The sequence below is a fragment of the Bacillus sp. YP1 genome, assembly GCF_000877815.1.
In the GTDB taxonomy this organism is placed as follows: domain Bacteria; phylum Bacillota; class Bacilli; order Bacillales; family Bacillaceae; genus Bacillus; species Bacillus subtilis.
Genome location: NZ_CP010014.1, coordinates 1,503,022 through 1,520,969, shown reverse-complemented (window position 1 = coordinate 1,520,969; position 17,948 = coordinate 1,503,022). Strand labels below are relative to the sequence as shown.

At 43.1% G+C, this 17,948-nt stretch carries 17 protein-coding genes; all 17 read right to left on the bottom strand.

Features of this window, described 5'->3' with window-relative positions; genetic code table 11:
- Positions 1-4 precede the first annotated feature (4 nt).
- Positions 5-436, bottom strand: a complete 432-nt coding sequence (ricA, locus tag QF06_RS07550) for a regulatory iron-sulfur-containing complex subunit RicA (protein WP_003231834.1) — start codon at positions 434-436, stop codon at positions 5-7.
- A gap of 1 nt (position 437) precedes the next feature.
- The gene (miaB, locus tag QF06_RS07545) at positions 438-1,967 is read right to left on the bottom strand and encodes a tRNA (N6-isopentenyl adenosine(37)-C2)-methylthiotransferase MiaB (RefSeq protein WP_014664026.1); all 1,530 of its coding nucleotides are present in this window, start codon (positions 1,965-1,967) and stop codon (positions 438-440) included.
- A 147-nt stretch (positions 1,968-2,114) separates the two neighbouring features.
- Positions 2,115-3,293, bottom strand: coding sequence for a glycine C-acetyltransferase (locus QF06_RS07540; protein WP_015715903.1), 1,179 nt, complete (start codon positions 3,291-3,293; stop codon positions 2,115-2,117).
- A 12-nt stretch (positions 3,294-3,305) separates the two neighbouring features.
- Positions 3,306-4,349 carry an L-threonine 3-dehydrogenase gene (gene tdh, locus QF06_RS07535; RefSeq protein WP_015715902.1) on the bottom strand — a complete coding sequence of 348 codons (1,044 nt, stop codon included), beginning with the start codon at positions 4,347-4,349 and terminating at the stop codon, positions 3,306-3,308.
- A gap of 264 nt (positions 4,350-4,613) precedes the next feature.
- Complete coding sequence (spoVS, locus tag QF06_RS07530; protein WP_003154135.1) at positions 4,614-4,874, bottom strand: stage V sporulation protein SpoVS; 261 nt, start codon at positions 4,872-4,874, stop codon at positions 4,614-4,616.
- Between the two features lie 199 nt (positions 4,875-5,073).
- A complete protein-coding gene (gene ymdB / locus QF06_RS07525) occupies positions 5,074-5,868 on the bottom strand; it encodes a 2',3'-cyclic-nucleotide 2'-phosphodiesterase (RefSeq protein ID WP_003245138.1) in 795 nt (264 codons plus the stop codon).
- A 68-nt stretch (positions 5,869-5,936) separates the two neighbouring features.
- Positions 5,937-7,499, bottom strand: coding sequence for a ribonuclease Y (gene rny, locus QF06_RS07520; protein WP_003221010.1), 1,563 nt, complete (start codon positions 7,497-7,499; stop codon positions 5,937-5,939).
- A 275-nt stretch (positions 7,500-7,774) separates the two neighbouring features.
- Entirely contained in the window at positions 7,775-8,950 is a 1,176-nt protein-coding gene (locus QF06_RS07515; protein ID WP_032725712.1) for a serine hydrolase domain-containing protein, read from the bottom strand.
- Between the two features lie 167 nt (positions 8,951-9,117).
- The gene (gene recA, locus QF06_RS07510; RefSeq protein ID WP_003245789.1) at positions 9,118-10,164 is read right to left on the bottom strand and encodes a recombinase RecA; all 1,047 of its coding nucleotides are present in this window, start codon (positions 10,162-10,164) and stop codon (positions 9,118-9,120) included.
- 172 nt (positions 10,165-10,336) lie between these two features.
- Complete coding sequence (locus QF06_RS07505; protein ID WP_043940119.1) at positions 10,337-11,587, bottom strand: competence/damage-inducible protein A; 1,251 nt, start codon at positions 11,585-11,587, stop codon at positions 10,337-10,339.
- 17 nt (positions 11,588-11,604) lie between these two features.
- Positions 11,605-12,186, bottom strand: coding sequence for a CDP-diacylglycerol--glycerol-3-phosphate 3-phosphatidyltransferase (pgsA, locus tag QF06_RS07500; RefSeq protein WP_003244753.1), 582 nt, complete (start codon positions 12,184-12,186; stop codon positions 11,605-11,607).
- Positions 12,187-12,235: 49 nt separating this feature from the next.
- Entirely contained in the window at positions 12,236-13,150 is a 915-nt protein-coding gene (gene rodZ / locus QF06_RS07495) for a cell shape determination protein RodZ (RefSeq protein ID WP_021479276.1), read from the bottom strand.
- Positions 13,151-13,168: 18 nt separating this feature from the next.
- Complete coding sequence (locus QF06_RS07490) at positions 13,169-13,960, bottom strand: DUF3388 domain-containing protein (protein ID WP_003220998.1); 792 nt, start codon at positions 13,958-13,960, stop codon at positions 13,169-13,171.
- A 129-nt stretch (positions 13,961-14,089) separates the two neighbouring features.
- Positions 14,090-14,347, bottom strand: a complete 258-nt coding sequence (locus QF06_RS07485; protein WP_003245199.1) for a DUF3243 domain-containing protein — start codon at positions 14,345-14,347, stop codon at positions 14,090-14,092.
- A gap of 80 nt (positions 14,348-14,427) precedes the next feature.
- The gene (gene ymfI, locus QF06_RS07480) at positions 14,428-15,156 is read right to left on the bottom strand and encodes an elongation factor P 5-aminopentanone reductase (RefSeq protein WP_043940118.1); all 729 of its coding nucleotides are present in this window, start codon (positions 15,154-15,156) and stop codon (positions 14,428-14,430) included.
- A gap of 54 nt (positions 15,157-15,210) precedes the next feature.
- Positions 15,211-16,497 carry an EF-P 5-aminopentanol modification-associated protein YfmH gene (gene yfmH / locus QF06_RS07475; protein ID WP_043940117.1) on the bottom strand — a complete coding sequence of 429 codons (1,287 nt, stop codon included), beginning with the start codon at positions 16,495-16,497 and terminating at the stop codon, positions 15,211-15,213.
- Positions 16,494-17,774 (bottom strand): EF-P 5-aminopentanol modification-associated protein YfmF, encoded by a 1,281-nt coding sequence (gene yfmF / locus QF06_RS07470; RefSeq protein WP_043940116.1) that lies wholly within the window; start codon positions 17,772-17,774, stop codon positions 16,494-16,496. Before yfmF ends, yfmH begins: the two co-directional genes overlap by 4 nt.
- Positions 17,775-17,948 lie beyond the last annotated feature (174 nt).

The window sequence follows — 17,948 nt, the reverse complement described above, 5'->3', positions numbered from 1 at the left end:
GTGTTTAGAGAGAACAACTGTTATTTGAATGCTTCACCTTTGAACCGGTTTCCCCTTTCAGCAGGTCGCCTCCGGTTGATGTGATGATTTCATTTGTGACTTGGTTGGAAATGGTGTGTGCAACGAGCTGCAGTAGGTCATTTACTTCCATCTGCGAGTCTCTGAATTCCTGGATAACAGGAATCTCTTCAAGCTCTTCTTGCAGCGCGTCAATTTTTGCTTCTACTTGTTTGAGCGCTTCATGCTTTTCATAATGCTTCAGATTGACAGCCTGCTTTTGCAGGGCTTTAATCTGATTAACGATTGTGGACACTTTGTCATTCTCATTGATTTGCGCTTCAGCCCGTTTGAAAAAATCAACCTCTTCTGTTTCAGAAATCATTTTTGCAAGGTTTCGTGCCTGCTGCACAATGTCTTTTTTTGAGTAGAGCGTCATCTTATTTCACCTCGATTGCTTCTCCTACCATTTCTCCGTCAAGCGACCATGTTTTCGCTTGCTGGATTTTCACGCGGACGATTTTGCCGATGGCTTCCTTCGGCCCTTTAAAATTGACAAGCTTGCTTTTTTCAGTATAGCCGGCAAGAATATCAGGGTTATTTTTGCTTTCACCTTCAACTAATACTTCGACAACCTTGCCTTCGTATTCCTTCATTTTTTTAGCAGAAATTTCATTCACCAGCGCGTTCAGACGCTGCAGGCGTTCTTTTTTCACACGCATCGGTACATTATCTTTCATCTTAGCAGCCGGAGTGCCCTCACGCGGAGAGTAAATGAACGTATAGGCGCTGTCAAACTCCACTTCACGGTATAGAGAAAGCGTTTCTTCAAACTGTTCGTCCGTTTCATTTGGAAATCCGACGATAATGTCCGTTGTCAATGAAGCGTTTGGCATTGCTTCTTTAATTTTTCGCACCAGCTCCATGTAACGCTCTCTGTCATATTTGCGGGCCATCAGCTTCAGAACTTCTGAGCTTCCTGATTGAACCGGAAGATGAATGTGATCAAGCAGATTTCCGCCTTTTGCCAGCACTTCAATGAGGCGGTCGTCAAAGTCGCGCGGATGACTCGTTGTAAAACGGATTCTCGGGATATCGATTTTTCTCAGTTCATCCATCAAATCACCAAGTCCGTACGTCATATCTTCAAAGTCTTTTCCATACGCGTTTACGTTTTGGCCTAACAGAGTAATTTCCTTATAGCCTTCACTTGCAAGCCTTCTCACTTCCTGAATGATATCCTCAGGGCGGCGGCTTCTTTCTTTTCCACGTGTGTAAGGCACAATGCAATACGTACAGAATTTGTCACAGCCGTACATGATATTGACCCAGCCCTTAATTTTTCCATTTCGGACTTTCGGAAGGTTTTCAATAACGTCCCCTTCCTTAGACCAAACTTCTACAACCATTTCTTTTGAAAGGTATGCTTCTGACAAAAGCTCCGGCAGGCGATGAATGTTATGCGTTCCGAAAATCATATCGACAAACGGATGTTTTTTCAAAATACGGTTCACGACTGATTCCTCTTGGGACATACAGCCGCACACGCCTAAAATTAGATCGGGATTGTTTTTTTTCAGTGCTTTTAAGTGCCCGAGCTCACCAAACACCTTATTTTCAGCATTTTCACGGATTGCACATGTATTTAACAAAATGACATTGGCATCGTCAACAGAGTTTGTCGCTTCGTAACCGAGCGCCATAAAGATCCCTGCCATAACCTCTGTATCGTGTTCATTCATTTGGCAGCCGTACGTACGGATATAGAACTTTCTTCCGTCTCCCAATCCTTTAAATTGTTCAGAAATTTTAAAGTCATTATGATAAGTAACGGCTTCCTTGCCTCGTTTTTTCGCGTCTTTTAAAGAAGGCGGAATGTAAACAGCTTCAAAGTACTTGCTGTAATCCTTCTCGGATTTTTTGTCCGATGGATTAACTTGTCCGCTCTCTAATTTTTGTTTTTCATTCATGTCATATTTTCTCCTTTCAAACCAAACTTCCACCCTTCAGTATAAAGGTTATTGAAGCTCTGCACAACTGGCAACCTATCATTGTACACTCATTGAGAATAATAATCAATAAGGAATCAAAAGAGGAAGAGTAAACTCTTCCTCTTGTTACAATAGCTGGAGCTCCTTTGCCGTCTTTTCGATGACATCAAGCGCCTGATCCAGTTCATCTTTGGTGTGCTCTGCTGTTATAATCGTGCGAATTCTGGCTTTTCCCTTTGCTACAGTCGGGAAAACGATACTTTGGGCAAAAACACCGTGAGAAAGGAGCTGATCTGAAAATTGCTTTGCCACACCTTCATCACCTATTAAAATAGGAAGAATCGGCGTTTCACTCTTCGTGAGAGTCAGCCCCATTTTCACAAGCATTGCTTTAAAATAGGCAGTATTCTCCCACAAGCGCTCCATATGCTCCGGCTCTTCAAGCAAGACATCAATTGCTTCCATACAAGCTGCAGTGACAGCCGGCGGATGAGATGTGCTGAATAAAAATGGACGACCTTTATGGCGCAAATAATCGATCAGCACCTTTGAACCTGCAGCGTAGCCGCCGAGCACTCCGATTGCCTTGCTTAATGTTCCGACCTGAATATGAACTCTGCCGTCAAGGCCGAAGTGATTCACCGTTCCCCTGCCGTTTTCGCCAAGTACTCCGGATGCATGGGCGTCATCCACCATCACAAATGCGTCATATTTCTCAGCGAGCTCTACAATATCAGGCAGAGGAGCTATGTTGCCATCCATGGAAAATACGCCGTCTGTCACAATCAGACGCATCCGATAATTCATTGACTTTCTCAGCACCCGCTCTAAATCACTCATATTGACGTGCTGATACACCTTTTTATCCGCCTTTGTCAGTCGTATTCCGTCAATAATAGAGGCATGGTTCAATTCATCTGAGATGACAATGTCCTCTTTTGATAGAATACTTGAAAGTACGCCTTGGTTTGTTGTGAAGCCTGATTGGAATACAAGTGCCGCCTCCGTTTTTTTAAAGGCTGCCAGCTTTTTCTCAAGCTCTTGATGCATTGTAAATGTACCGGCAATCGTTCTCACTGATCCGGTGCCGGCTCCATACTGCTGAACGGCCTCCTGTGCGGCATTGATGAGTCTAGGATGTGAAGTGAATCCGAGGTAATTATTAGAAGATAGCTGAATGACTTTTTGGTGATTCACTGTGACAGATGGACCCTGCATAGATTCAAGCTGTTTTATGTCTTGCCATGTATGGTTTTCTTTCATACTATCAAGCTCTGCTTTTAAAAAATCAAATTCCTTCGTCATGTTTATCCCCCTTTATGGAATTAAAATTACTTTTCCGCACTGGCCGCTTCTCATCAGTTCGAAACCTTTTTCAAACTCCTCTAACGGAAACTGATGGGTAATAACAGGTTCAAGATCGATCACGTTTGAACTGATCAACTGAGACACCTGGCGCCATGTTGAAAACATTTTTCTTCCTGTGATTCCTTGGATGGTAAGCCCTTTAAATACCACTTTATTCGTCAAATCAATTGTCACCGGATGTTCCGGCAAGCTGAGAATATGAAATCTTCCGCCATTCGCAGCCATCGCAAGACCTTGGGCAATCGCTGAGGGATGACCCGACATCTCACAAACAAGATCTGCTCCTTCCCCACTCGTTAAAGCGCTTACAATTTTGAGCGGGTCTTCTTTTTCAATAGAAACAGTACAAGTCGCTCCCATTTGTTTTGCAAGCCTCAGCCTGTATTCATTCTTATCAATCGCTATCACCTGAGAAGCTCCTGCTGCTTTTGCAACCGCAACAGCCATAAGACCAATCGGTCCGCATCCAATGACTGCAGTCGTTCCTCCTGCAGGCTGGCTCTCGAGTACGGTATGAACTGCATTTCCTAAAGGCTCTTGAATGGAAGCAATCGTCGGGTCCATATCAGCGGGATTTCTCCAAATGTTATCAGCTGGAACTTTTACATACTCCGCAAAACAGCCTGCCGTGTCCACTCCGATTATAGCAGTATTGGTACACACATGAGATTTTCCTGTTAGGCAAGGGACACATTCACCACAGACAATGTGTGTTTCCGCAGACACATACTCTCCCACTTTTACACTGCTGACATTCTCTCCCACGTCCTCTACGATGCCGCTGAACTCATGGCCGAAAACATAGGGTGTTTTGATTCTCTGACGTGCCCATTGATCCCAATTATAAATGTGGACATCCGTGCCGCATATGGAAGCGGCTTTCACTTTTATGAGGACTTCATGTTTATCAATCTCAGGAATGGGAACTTCAGTCAGCACAGCACCGAACGCCCCGTCCTTTTTCATTAGAGCTTTCATCTTTCCACTCTGCATGTACAATCCTCCTTGAAAAATTCTTGTTATATTCGGATTGTACCATGATATGGAATAAGCGTAAACAGCACTGTCTTCTCCATAAGGACAAAAGTATCTGTCTTGAAAAATAAGCGGAATTTTTTTTGAAACGTTTTAGCTCATTTCTGATTTTGTATATTCGCTCATTTATGTGCTAAAAATACTATTGGGAGAAAATATCACAATAAATGAAAAACAACCTGTTTGCATTACGCAAACAGGTTGAGAATGCTTTATTTGTTTTTAGCGAGGCTCCACGATTAATTTAATCGCTGTTCTTTCTTCCCCATCGATTTGAATATCTGTAAAAGCCGGAATACAAATCAAATCAACGCCGCTAGGCGCCACAAATCCCCTGGCAATCGCCACAGCTTTTACAGCCTGGTTTAATGCACCCGCTCCGATCGCTTGAATCTCGGCGGCTCCTCGCTCTCTCAACACGCCTGCAAGCGCACCTGCCACTGAATTTGGACTCGATTTTGCTGAAACTTTTAAGATTTCCATTTCTGCTCCCCCTTAGTTTTACAATGGATAAGTGAGTGTTCATTAGAACAATCATTATTAGATGTTGCTATCCAAAAAGCCATCCCCACAATGCTTTTCAAAAATAGCGGGCTACCTTCCATTTTTACTATATTCACTAAGGAGTTGCTATATTCCTGCTTTTCTTTTTAATATTTTTATAAAATAACCATATGTTCAACTATTCAAAGAACATGTGATCATCGTTGATTAAAATACGCTCAATTTTCACGGCTTTTTTCGTTTGATCGTCAATGTCAATGACAACTCCGCTGAGCGTTGTTTTTCCTTCAGCGACAGTAAACCGGACTGGAAGGTTCGTTTTGAATCGCTTAATAATCGTCTCTCTGTCCATCCCCAGTATACCGTCATACGGGCCAGTCATTCCCACATCAGTAATATATGCCGTTCCCTTCGGCAAAATGCGGTTATCCGCTGTTTGCACGTGTGTATGAGTTCCTACTACAGCCGACGCCCTCCCATCCGTGTACCAGCCAAGTGCGAGCTTTTCACTTGTCGCTTCGGCATGAAAGTCGATAAAAATGTACGGTGTTCTTTTCGCAGCTTCTGCGATCAATTCGTCCGCTTTTAAAAACGGGTCATCAAGCGGCGGCAAAAACGTACGTCCCTGCAAATTAATGACTGCTAGTTCTTTGCCGTTTGCTTTCACATATGTGATCCCTTTCCCCGGTGTTCCTTCAGGAAAGTTTGCCGGGCGAACCAAGTTCGGAACGTCATCTATAAAATCAAATATTTCTTTTTTGTCCCATGTGTGGTTCCCCATTGTGATTGCATCTGCGCCGGACTGGATTAAGCTGTGATAAATTTTTTCCGTCAGGCCTTTTCCATGTGCGGCGTTTTCACCATTAATAATGGTAAAGTGAGGCTTATATTTTGTTTTTAGCTTTGGTACATATTCTTTGACCATGTCACGGCCCGGTGAACCGACAACATCTCCGATAAATAAAATTCTCATTTTGTAAATCCTTTCTTCTTGAAAATTCCTTGCCGTCAAAAAAATAAAGTGATGCTTAGCGCATCACTTTATTTTGCATACTCTACGGCTCGAGTCTCTCTGATTACTGTCACCTTAATATGACCTGGATAATCGAGCTCGTCCTCAATTCGCTTGCGGATATCTCGCGCCAGTCGATGAGCCTCAAGATCATTAATTGAATCCGGCTTCACCATAATACGCACTTCGCGTCCAGCCTGAATGGCAAATGATTTTTCAACACCTTCGTAGGACTCAGAAATTTCTTCAAGTTTTTCAAGTCTTCGAATATAATTCTCGAGCGTCTCACTTCTTGCGCCAGGTCTTGCAGCGGAAAGCGCATCTGCTGCAGCTACCAGCACAGCGATAATGGAAGTCGGCTCCTCATCCCCGTGGTGTGATGCAATACTGTTAATCACGACTGGGTGCTCTTTATATTTGGTCGCAAGCTCTACCCCGATTTCAACGTGGCTTCCTTCTACTTCATGGTCAATTGCTTTCCCGATGTCGTGAAGAAGACCCGCACGTTTAGCAAGCTTTGCGTCTTCACCAAGCTCCGATGCCATTAGACCGGCCAAGAATGCGACTTCCATGGAATGCTTAAGCACATTTTGACCGTAGCTTGTACGGAACTTTAAGCGGCCGAGGATCTTGATGAGATCTGGGTGGAGGCCGTGAACGCCAACCTCAAATGTCGTTTGCTCACCCATCTCACGAATATAGTCATCGACCTCGCGGCGAGATTTTTCAACCATTTCTTCAATCCGTGCCGGATGAATACGGCCATCCTGAACGAGTTTATCAAGAGCAATTCTGGCTGTCTCACGTCTGATCGGATCAAATCCGGAAAGAATGACAGCTTCAGGCGTATCATCAATAATCAGGTCAATTCCTGTCAGCGTTTCAAGCGTACGAATGTTACGCCCTTCCCGTCCGATGATACGTCCTTTCATCTCATCATTTGGAAGATTGACAACTGATACCGTTGTTTCGGCAACGTGGTCCGCTGCGCAGCGCTGTAAGGCGAGTGAAAGAATGTTTTTCGCTTTCTTATCCGCCTCTTCTTTCGCACGGTTTTCAGTTTCTTTTGTCATGATGGCGATGTCATGTGAAAGCTCGTTTTCAACCCGCTCAAGAATGATTTGTTTTGCTTCATCACGAGTCAGACTCGAAATTCGTTCCAACTCTGACTGCTGCATACGAATCATCTCATCCACTTTGCTTTCCATCTCTTCAATATGTTGTTGTCGTTCATTCAGAGAATGATCTTTCTTCTCCAACATCGCTTCCCGTTTATCAATTCCCTCATGTTTGCGATCAAGGTTTTCCTCCTTTTGGAGTAAACGGTTTTCTTGTTTTTGAAGCTCATTTCGTCTTTCACGAACTTCCTGTTCAGCATCTATTCGAAGTTTGTGGATTTCATCCTTTGCTTCAAGCAGAGCTTCTTTTTTCAGTGCTTCAGCATCACGCTTCGCATCTTCAAGAATTTGCTCGGCTGCACCGCGTGCGCCCGCAATTTTCGCTTCGGCAATGGTTTTACGAACAAAGTAGCCAACAACTAAACCGAGTAGAATCAGCAAAATGGAGATGAGAACCATCATAATTGGGGTCATACTTTCACCTCCTCTTGCTATGAACTTGGTTGTTGCTTAAAAAGTGTCGGCATGTACATTGTCTAGTTTTCTCAACATACAGAACCTTCACAGGGAATGAGTGTGTTCATCGCCCTTGTCAAGTTTAAATGGTTTAACAATCATGTTAAAAAAACAAATGTTACAACTTCATTGTAAATGTGTCGGAAATACTTGTCAAGCTTGCCATCTTAACGTTTGCAGGCCAGTCGTCTTTTCACGTTCCGAATGCAATTCATCCAAAAGAAGAACGCCAATCATTCTTGATTCAGAAGCTGGTATATTTTATTGTTCACTTGGCCCAATTTAGCATTATTTTGAATGTTTGAGAACAAAATAACAATGGTTTGCCCAGATTTGCTAAAGCTGTTCAAGATATTGAAGCCCGGCATAACACCATGGTTTGAATAGCTTCCGGGAGCAACATAAAATCCCATGCCGTATGTGGAGCTGCTCCCTGGCGTAAACATCTTTTCATAGCTATTTTGCGAATACAGTTTTCCGTCTATCAGCGCTTGGTCAAATTTGTACATATCTATAGCGCTCATATAAATATCACCGGCTCCATACAGCTGAGATAGATCAGGTATATACGGTGTAACTGTTTTGCCGCCCTTCATCTTATACCCGACAGCAGGATAAGGTTCTTTTTCATATGTTTTGTAAAAGCCTGCATGCGTCATTCCCGCAGGTTTAAAAATATGATTCTTTATGTACTGTTCATAGGACTCACCGCTTACTTCAGCAATAATATAAGCGAGAACAGAATAGTTGGAATCCTTGTAGTCCCATACGCCCGGCTGACGTTTGATTCCCTGCAGTTCTATGTCTTTTATTAAATCGTCCGGCGTAATGGCGCCGTTTCCTTCAATATGTCCGTTTATCCCCGATGTATGTGTAAGCAGATTCTTCAAAGTAATCGTTTGTCCGTTAGGAAAGTGAGGTAAATACGTACTTACCGGATCACTTGTCTGAAGTTTCCCCTTTTCCTCTAGCTGCAAAATAGCAGTTGCAATCAGCGCTTTTTGTGATGAACCGACATAAAAAGATGTCAATGGATTATTTTGAATGTAGTGTTTACGGTCAGCATAGCCAAAACCTTTATTTGTTACGATTTCTCCATTTCTGACAATCATGGCTGTTCCACTGAAACCGATTTCTTCTAAATAATTGCTGATTTTTTGATTTCGATCCACTGTTTTGATTTGTTCCTCTGATTTTTTGGCAGTTTTCTTTTTGACCTCTTTTTTCTGATCGGTATTTGAAACCGCTGCAGTTTCTTGAGATGGTTCGTTTTCTTCACTATTCCGATGAAGAGCATTCCAAATCGTAATGCAAACCATCACTGCTAAAAGACCAAGCAACAGTTTTCCTCTTTTATTTAGTTTTCTCCGTCTGCGTTTCGCAGTTCTTCTGCGGGTTGGGCTTGTCATTCATTTTTTCCTCCCAAAATAAATTCCATTTTGCACACGTTTTGTTAGACGAATAAAGCCATAAAAAAGTTGTCAAAAAAAGCAATATTTTTATCATTTTTTTGCAAAATACAAAAAAGCTGAGTTTTTCACTCAGCCTTTTGTATCATTTGAAACTTATTTTATTTTTATTCTTCAAATTCGAGTTCTTCTTGTGTCTCTTCAGCTTGCTGCTGCACTACTCCGTTATTATCCAAGCCGTAATGTTCGCGAATTTGCTCCTGGATCATCAGCATGATATCTTTATTTTCTTTCAGGAATTGTTTTGCATTTTCACGGCCTTGGCCAAGACGCTCTTCTTCATAAGAGTACCATGAACCGCTTTTTTGCACGATATCAAGTTCAGTTCCTAGATCAATGATTTCGCCTTCTTTTGAAATGCCTTCTCCGTACATAATGTCAACCTCGGCTGTACGGAACGGCGGAGCCACCTTGTTTTTCACGACTTTGATTTTCGTTTTGTTCCCCATTACGTCGTTGCCTTGTTTCAGCTGTTCAGCACGGCGCACTTCAAGACGCACGGAAGAGTAGAATTTCAACGCACGGCCGCCAGGAGTTGTTTCTGGGTTCCCGAACATAACGCCGACTTTTTCACGAATTTGGTTAATGAAAATCGCGATTGTCTTCGATTTGTTAATGGCCCCTGAAAGCTTACGAAGCGCTTGAGACATTAAGCGTGCTTGTAAACCGACATGAGAATCTCCCATGTCGCCTTCAATTTCCGCTTTCGGAACGAGAGCGGCTACAGAGTCGACAACGACAATGTCAACTGCCCCGCTTCGAACCAATGCTTCCGCAATTTCAAGCGCCTGCTCGCCTGTGTCAGGCTGAGACAGTAAAAGCTCCTCGATGTTAACACCGAGCTTTTGCGCGTATACCGGATCTAACGCATGCTCCGCATCGATAAACGCGGCTTGTCCGCCCTGCTGCTGAACTTCAGCAATCGCATGAAGCGCCACAGTTGTTTTACCTGAGCTTTCAGGACCGTATACTTCAATAATCCGTCCGCGAGGATATCCGCCAATTCCCAGTGCTGTATCAAGAGCGAGGGAGCCGCTTGGTACAGTAGAAATTCTTGTATCTGTCTTTTCTCCCAGTTTCATAATGGAACCTTTGCCGAACTGTTTTTCTATTTGTTTAAGAGCCATATCTAAGGCTGCCTGACGATCACTCATTCTATTTTTTCCTCCTTTATGTTACCACTACATATACTATACCCTGTTTGAAGGGATTTGCCAAGAAAAAAGCGAACGCATATTCGGATTTTTTCTTGGCGTGATTCCTATCAAAATATCATAATGTATCAGAGAAATCATGTTTTCTTAGGAGGATAATGTGCTGAAAATATTATTTTTGCTCTAAAAGCTTTAAGATTAAATGGCAGCCGTATTTAGCGCCGCGTTTTCTGATCCCCGTTCTGGAGCCCGCAAAGTGAAACTCGTGAACCTCTTCTTTACCATTTGCGGAAATGCCGATAAACACATGCCCAGGCTCATGCCCTTCTTGAGCATCAGGTCCTGCTACACCAGTAAAGCTAATGCCGATATCGCAGCCAGTGAGTTTTTGAACACCCTTAGCCAGTTCGGATGCGCACTCCTTGCTGACCGCCCCAAAACGATCTAATGTTTCCTTCTTGACACCAAGCACATTCTGCTTCACGGCGTTTGTATAGCAAACAACGCCCCCGGCAAATAATTTTGAGGCACCGCTATGATCCGTCAGCCATTCAGAAAACAGCCCTCCGGTAAAACTTTCTGCCGCAGAAATTGTAATGCCTTTTTCCTTGCACGCTATAGATAGCTCTTTTACAAGAGAAGTATCATCGTAACCATAGAAAAATTCACCGACACGCTCTAAGATAACGGCCTCTGTTTCTTTTAACAGACGCTCTGTTTCCTTTTCATCGGCGTGTTTGGCTGTCAGACGCAGCGTCACCTCTCCATCAGCCGCCAAAGGCGCAATTGTCGGATTGGTTTGCGCATCAATAATATCTTCCAAATCGGCTTCAAGCTGAGATTCACCGATACCGAAAAAGCGAAGAACGGTTGACACAATTTTTTCATTTGAACCCATCTTTTTCAGCAGAAGAGGCTTTGCCTCGTTTTCAAACATTGGACGCAATTCGCTCGGCGGTCCAGGAAGAAGCATATAATAGCGCGATTCATGCTCTGTGAGCATTCCCGGGGCCATTCCAAAGTGATTCGCCAGCACGTCAGAACCTTCGATCACAAGCGCCTGTTTTCGGTTATTAGGTGACATCGTGCGTTTTGTTCGTTTGAAATAGTCCTCAATGGATTGGAATGCCTCATCATTTAACACAAGCGGACGTCCCAGCGTATTTGCAATCGTTTCTTTCGTCAGATCATCTTTTGTGGGTCCAAGCCCTCCTGAAAAAATAATGAAGTCAGAGCGTTCTTCAGCAATGCGGATGACCTGCTTCAGCCGCTCCGGGTTATCTCCGACCGCTGTATGATAAAATACGTTGACCCCGATTTCAGCGAGCTGTTTGCTGATAAATTGAGCATTTGTATTGGCGATTTGGCCAAGCAGCAGCTCTGAACCGACTGCAATTATTTCTGCTTTTTTTGGAAATTCCATGACGAAGTCCTTCTTTCTTAGTTAGATGTTTTTAACGCTTCCCAGTTTTTAGAGAAATATTCCCATCCTGAGACGACAGTAAAGAAGACGGCTACCCACAGTGCCAAGTCTGCAAACGGGAATGACACAAGTTCAAATGGAAGATTATGAAGAAGCAATGCGGATACCGCAATAATCTGTGCCCAGGTTTTGATTTTACCAAGCATGTTAGCAGCTACGACTTCTCCTGTTCCGGCTAAGACAAGCCTTAAACCTGTCACGGCAAACTCCCTGCTGATAATCACAATGACCATCCAAGCTGGAGCGAGATCAAATTGAACAAGGATAATTAACGCTGCGGATACCAGCAGTTTGTCCGCAAGCGGATCAAGAAATTTCCCGAAGTTTGTTACGAGATTCAATTTTCGGGCATAATACCCGTCCACCCAGTCTGTTGTAGATGCAATAATAAATAGAATGGCCCCCGCCAAATGTGCGACCGGGATCGATTCGTCTCCAACTTCGAGCCTGCCCCAGTCAAACGGCGCCAGCATGATAATCATGAAGATTGGGATTAATGCGATTCTAGCTAGTGTGATTTTATTTGGTAAGTTAAACATAAAGCCCCTCCAATTTCATACTCGGACGTGAAGAAAAGTCATCTGGTAATTAAGATGACTTTTCTTCCTTTTTATTTACAATCTTTATAGTTTGTGCCATCACTTTTTTCGGATCAAGTTCATATGAAAGAACCTTACCGTTGATTTTTATTTTCAGATTAGGTGCATATCCGGTGCGGATATCAACTTGTTTCTGATCAGTTATGTCTTTTTTATAGGTCTCGTCTTTTTTCAGCGTTCCTTCTTTTAAAGAGCTGCTGTTTTCATCGCGCACTCGAATCCAGGAGCTGTCTGATGCCTTCAGTTCCAGCTCGATTTTATCAGCGCCGGACACTTCATAAGTCGTTAACGATCCTTCAGTGCCAGCAGCTTTAATCTCCAGCTTATCACTGTCATTTTCTTTTTTCTTATCTTCGTTTTCTTTCGTTTCTTTTTTAGTGTCTGTCTCTTTTTCAGAGCTGTTATTTTGATTCTCTTTCAGCGTTGAATCTTTAGGGATTTCGTACTTGCTCTCACTTTGCGTAATTGCTTTTTCTGATGCCGCATTGTGATCATCACTGTTTTTGTGATTGGCAAACTGAATGATCGCGTACACAATGGCAATCACGACAATCACGCCGAGAATAACAAGTATCGTTGGCAGCAGCTCGAGCGCCTTAGATGCTGGCTTTGGCATTTCCTTTTGAAGATTCATGCCGGAGATCTTTTCAGACACATCATCATGATACGTATTAGGGATATCTTTTTTATGCTCCTCAAACAGCTGATCCGCATCAAGCCCAACGGCTTCTGCATATTGCTTGATGAATGCCCGAACATAAAACTTCCCCGGAATAATGTCATAGTTTCCTTCCTCCAAGGCGGTTAAATACCTTTTTTGAATCTTTGTTGCCGCTTGGAGATCATCCAATGACATTGCTTTTTCCTCTCTGGCTTCTTTGAGCCGGATTCCTAGTTCAGTCACAACAAACACCTTCCAATTTTAAAAATCAAAGCTTGAAAACCCGGATTGATCAAACATTTGGGGTTCCTCGGCATGTTCATATGTAATAACCTCATCAGGGTCATTTCTCAGTTCAATAATATAATCAAAGTCATCTAGTGTATACTCTGTATTTTGAACGAATATGTCCGGATGCTCCACCACTTTTGTTGCAGGCAGCCGCATGATTTCTCGGACCAGCTGGAGATGGCGTTCTGATCCTCTTCGTGTTGACACAATTCCGTCAACGATAAAGACATTTTCAGTGCTGTATTCATCGGCAATCAGCTGGCTTCTTATCGTCTGCTTCAGCAAGGTTGATGACACAAACAGCCACCTTTTGCTTGCACACACACTAGAGGCTACAATCGATTCCGTTTTCCCGACTCGCGGCATACCTCTGATTCCGATTAATTTATGGCCTTCTTTTTTGAACAATTCGGCCATAAAATCGACTAATAAGCCAAGCTCGTCCCGTTCAAAGCGGAACGTTTTCTTGTCATCGGCATCCCGTTGAATATAACGGCCGTGGCGTACGGCAAGACGGTCGCGAAGCCTCGGTTCTCTAAGCTTCGTTACTTTAATTGTTTCCATCGTTTTTAAGATTGATTCTAATCGTTTAATTTGATCTATATGGCGGCACCTGAGGAGCATTCCCCTTCTGGAAAGATCGACGCCGTTTATCGTTACGATGTTGATAGAAAGCATCCCAAGAAGAGATGAAATATCCCCGAGCAGTCCGGGGCGGTTCACTTGAATTTCATATTCAAAATACCATTCGAGCTTTGCCAAATGATATACCCCCTTCATTGTGGCAAAATTTTACCTTCCTTTATCATAAAGCATTTTTCTCTAATTAGAAAGAAGAATGTTGCTGTGATGAGGAAAACATAAAAAAGAGAGGAAAAATCCCCTCTCTTCCTAGTGAGTGCTGTTATTTTCAACAAGCTTAACCATCATATTGGCAATGGCGTGCTGTTCATCTTTTGATGCTACACTCCAAAGATCTGCCAGCACTTTTTCCTGCTCGTTCTTAGATTCCACTTCATTAGCCAAGTAGCTGCCGATTTCTGTCGCAAGATCTGTAATCGTATCCTGGCTCATACCTTTATCTTGCGCATAGTTTAGACGGTCGCCAAGGAAGTTTTTCCAGCTATCCCAGTTTTCTAATACTGACATGCTTGTTTCCTCCATTTCATGTGAAGTTACAAGATTATTGTGTCCTTCACAAAAGAAACTATACACCGAATATTTTCGGATCAGCAGTGCCAGCCGCCATTCACCGACAGAATTTGGCCGGTGATATATGACGCTTTTTTAGACAGGAGAAAAGCTGTTGCATCCGCAATTTCTTGCGGCCGGGCCAGCCGGCCGATCGGAATCTCATCAGCGATCTCTTCTTTTTCAGCCGGGGTAAATTGATTCATCATATTTGTATCAACTGCGCCCGGCGCTACGGCGTTTACTCTGATCCCGCTTGGCGCCAGCTCCTTAGCCAATCCTTTTACAAACGAATGCTGAGCTCCTTTTGCCATGCTGTACAGCACTTCACAGGATGCTCCAGTCTCTCCCCAAATCGAGCTGACAGCCACAATCGCTCCCGATTTATTCCGAATCATGCCTGGCAGAAGGTTTCTCGTCAGCATATACGGACTCGCCACATGAAGCTGAACCATTTCCTGGACTGTTGCGTTATCTACATCCGTAATCAGCCCAAAATGGCTTCTTCCACTGTTTAAAACAATCGCATCAATCGGCTGAACAATTGAACTTGTCAGCTTATCTGCTCCATCTTGCGCGGACAGATCAGCTTGTAATATCTCCGCATTTACGCCAAACATCTGACTTAGTTTTTCAGCAAGCTCCGCTGCCGCATTTTGATTTGTATTGTAATGCAGCAGCAGATCGTATCCTCTAGCTGCAAGGGTTTCGCTGATGCTTTTGCCAATGCCGCCGCTTGCTCCGGTGATTAGTGCTGTTTTGTTCATCCTCTTTCCTTCTTTCTGCAGAAAAACACCCCTCACACTGGAGGGATGTTTTGTTTATGATTTAGGAACAACCTTGCAGACAGTCAGTCTGTCTGCAGCAATTTCCTCTTGTATTACGTTCTGGACATCCTCGAGGGTAATCTGCTCGAGTACCGTTACAACGTCAAACAGACTCATATCCAAGAACGCATAACGGGTAAATTGATTGGCGATGTATTCAGGGGAATTCAGCGCTTTTAAGAATGTACCGATCTTTTTCTTTCTGGCAAGTTCAATCTTTTCAGCAGTAATCAGTTCACCGGCGCGCAAAAGCATGCTTGAAATGTCTTCAGCCAATTGATCAGGCTCAGGCGTATCTCCGCCGATCGCCGCAAAACCAAACCCATATTCAGCAGTAAAGTCAAAGCTGAACGTTTCGTCAATATATCCTTTTTCATAAAGTGATTCATACTGGGCAGAGCTTTTGCCAAAAAGAGCTTCAAGCAATAAGTTCATTGAAAGTTCATGCTTTAAGAGCTCTTTGCCTAATTTAAACGGCTTTTTGGATTTCAGCCCGACAAGACATTTCGGTCCCTGCACGTTCATTTTGATCTCTTTTTCTTTTCGGAAAACCGCTTCTTGCTCTTTCACTTCTTCTCGTTTGATCTCCGGCTGATCGGTATACGGCTTTTTCTCCTGGTTTTCTCTTACCTGAGTAATAATCGCTTCAGGATCTACAGGTCCGACAATGAAAAGGAGCATGTTACTCGGGTGATAAAACGTTTCATAGCATTCATAAAGAAGGTCTTTTGTAATATGTGAAATGCTTTCCACTGTTCCCGCTATGTCAATTCTGACAGGATGCTCTTTGTACATGTTTTCAATGACCCCGAAGTAAAGCCTCCAATCAGGGTTATCGTCGTACATATTAATCTCCTGCCCGATAATCCCTTTTTCTTTTTCAACCGTTTTTTCAGTAAAATATGGGTCCTGTACAAAATCGATCAGCGTCTCTAAATTGCGTTCAACATTTGATGTGCTTGAGAAAAGGTAAGCCGTTCTTGTAAATGACGTAAACGCATTGGCAGAAGCCCCCTGTTTGCTGAAATCTTGAAAAACGTCTCCGTCCGCTTTCTCAAACAGCTTGTGCTCAAGAAAGTGAGCAATCCCGTCCGGCACGTGAACCATCTCGTTTTTACCTAAAGGGACAAACCGGTTATCTATCGAGCCGTACTTTGTTGTAAAGACCGCATATGTCTTGTTGAAGCCTTTTTTCGGCAAAACGTAAACATCAAGGCCGTTGGACATTTTTTCATGATACAGCGTCTCCTGAAGCTGTTCATATTCGATTGGTTTGATCAAGATGCACCCTCCGTCCCTTTTAAGAAATAAGTCGTATCAAGCTGAATCTTTTCGCCGGCTTTAATGATATCCTCTTTTGTGACATTCTCAATATTGGCAAGAAAGTCTTCGATAGGAATCTCGACTTGAGCAGCAGCCTGCTGATATAAAAATTCAGATAAACCGTATGCTGTATCAATCGTTTCCAGCACTTGATTTCGAATGACGGCCTTTGTCTGTGCTATATCCTGCTCACTGAAATCGCCATTTTTCATTGCCTGGAATTGCTCAGCAATAATCGAAACCGCCTGTTCAAAATTTTTCACTTCAATGCCTGACATCACCATTAACAAGCCTTTAAAACTTTCTATACGGGAAGCCGCGTAGTAAGCAAGACTGGCTTTTTCCCGAACATTAATGAAAAGTTTAGAATGAGAGAATCCGCCGAACAATCCGTTAAACACTTGTAAAGCAGGATAATCCTGATCTGTATAAGTGATGCTGGTGCGGTAGCCGATATTCAGTTTTCCTTGCTTGACATCCTCTTCATCAATTACTTCTTTTGGCTGAACTTTTTCATCAGCGTGATTGTTTTCAATCGTGCCAAGAGTGCGCTCTTCTGTTTTGAAATACTTATCAATTGCCGATTGTACCTGGTTACTGTCCACGTCGCCAACAACATATAGATCAAGCTGGTCTTTTTGGATAGCGCTTTGGTATGTTTCGTATAATTGCTCTGCCGTAATGTCATCAACATCGTCGATTTCACCATTGACATGAAGCGCGTAAGGCTCATTTTTGCACATTTCCTGTATCAGCCTTAAATTCGAATAGCGCATTTTATCATCATAGACGGCTTGGATTCTTTGCTTAAGCGTCCGTTTTTCTTGAGCCACATATTGTGACTGAAAAGCGTCTCCCTCTAAAGCAGGTGAAAAGACGATTTCTGCAAGAAGCTGGAGCCCTTTCTCAAGTAGCGGCGTTTGGTCTTTTAAATATTTTTCATTCGGGATTTCAAGCCTGAACGTAATGACGTGCCGCTCTCCTTTTTTCGTAAGGTCAGCCGATACTGACGTGCCGTACAGCTCATCCAGGTATGAACGCAATTCTGCGGTTTTCGGATGGCTTTTCGTTCCGCGAAGAAGCACATGCGGAAGCAGCGCTCTTTTGGTGACTTGATCCTTTGTCAGCGGCGCAAGCATCTTAAAAATAAGCGAGACGGTTTTGAATTTTTCTGTTTTTACAATGTGTGCGGTTAAACCGCCGTGCTTTGATTTGAGTTCATTAACATATGACATATGGAACCTCCTTCGTTCATTTCTTAATTAGTATGTATTATGACCAATTTTCAGCATCCGCAGAAACACTCTTTCATGTAATTATAGCAACTGTAGGATTTATAAGGAAACAATAACCTCCGCATGCTGTATAGGTACAGTTGTAAACTGTGCAAGGAAGCGCAAAAAAAGACG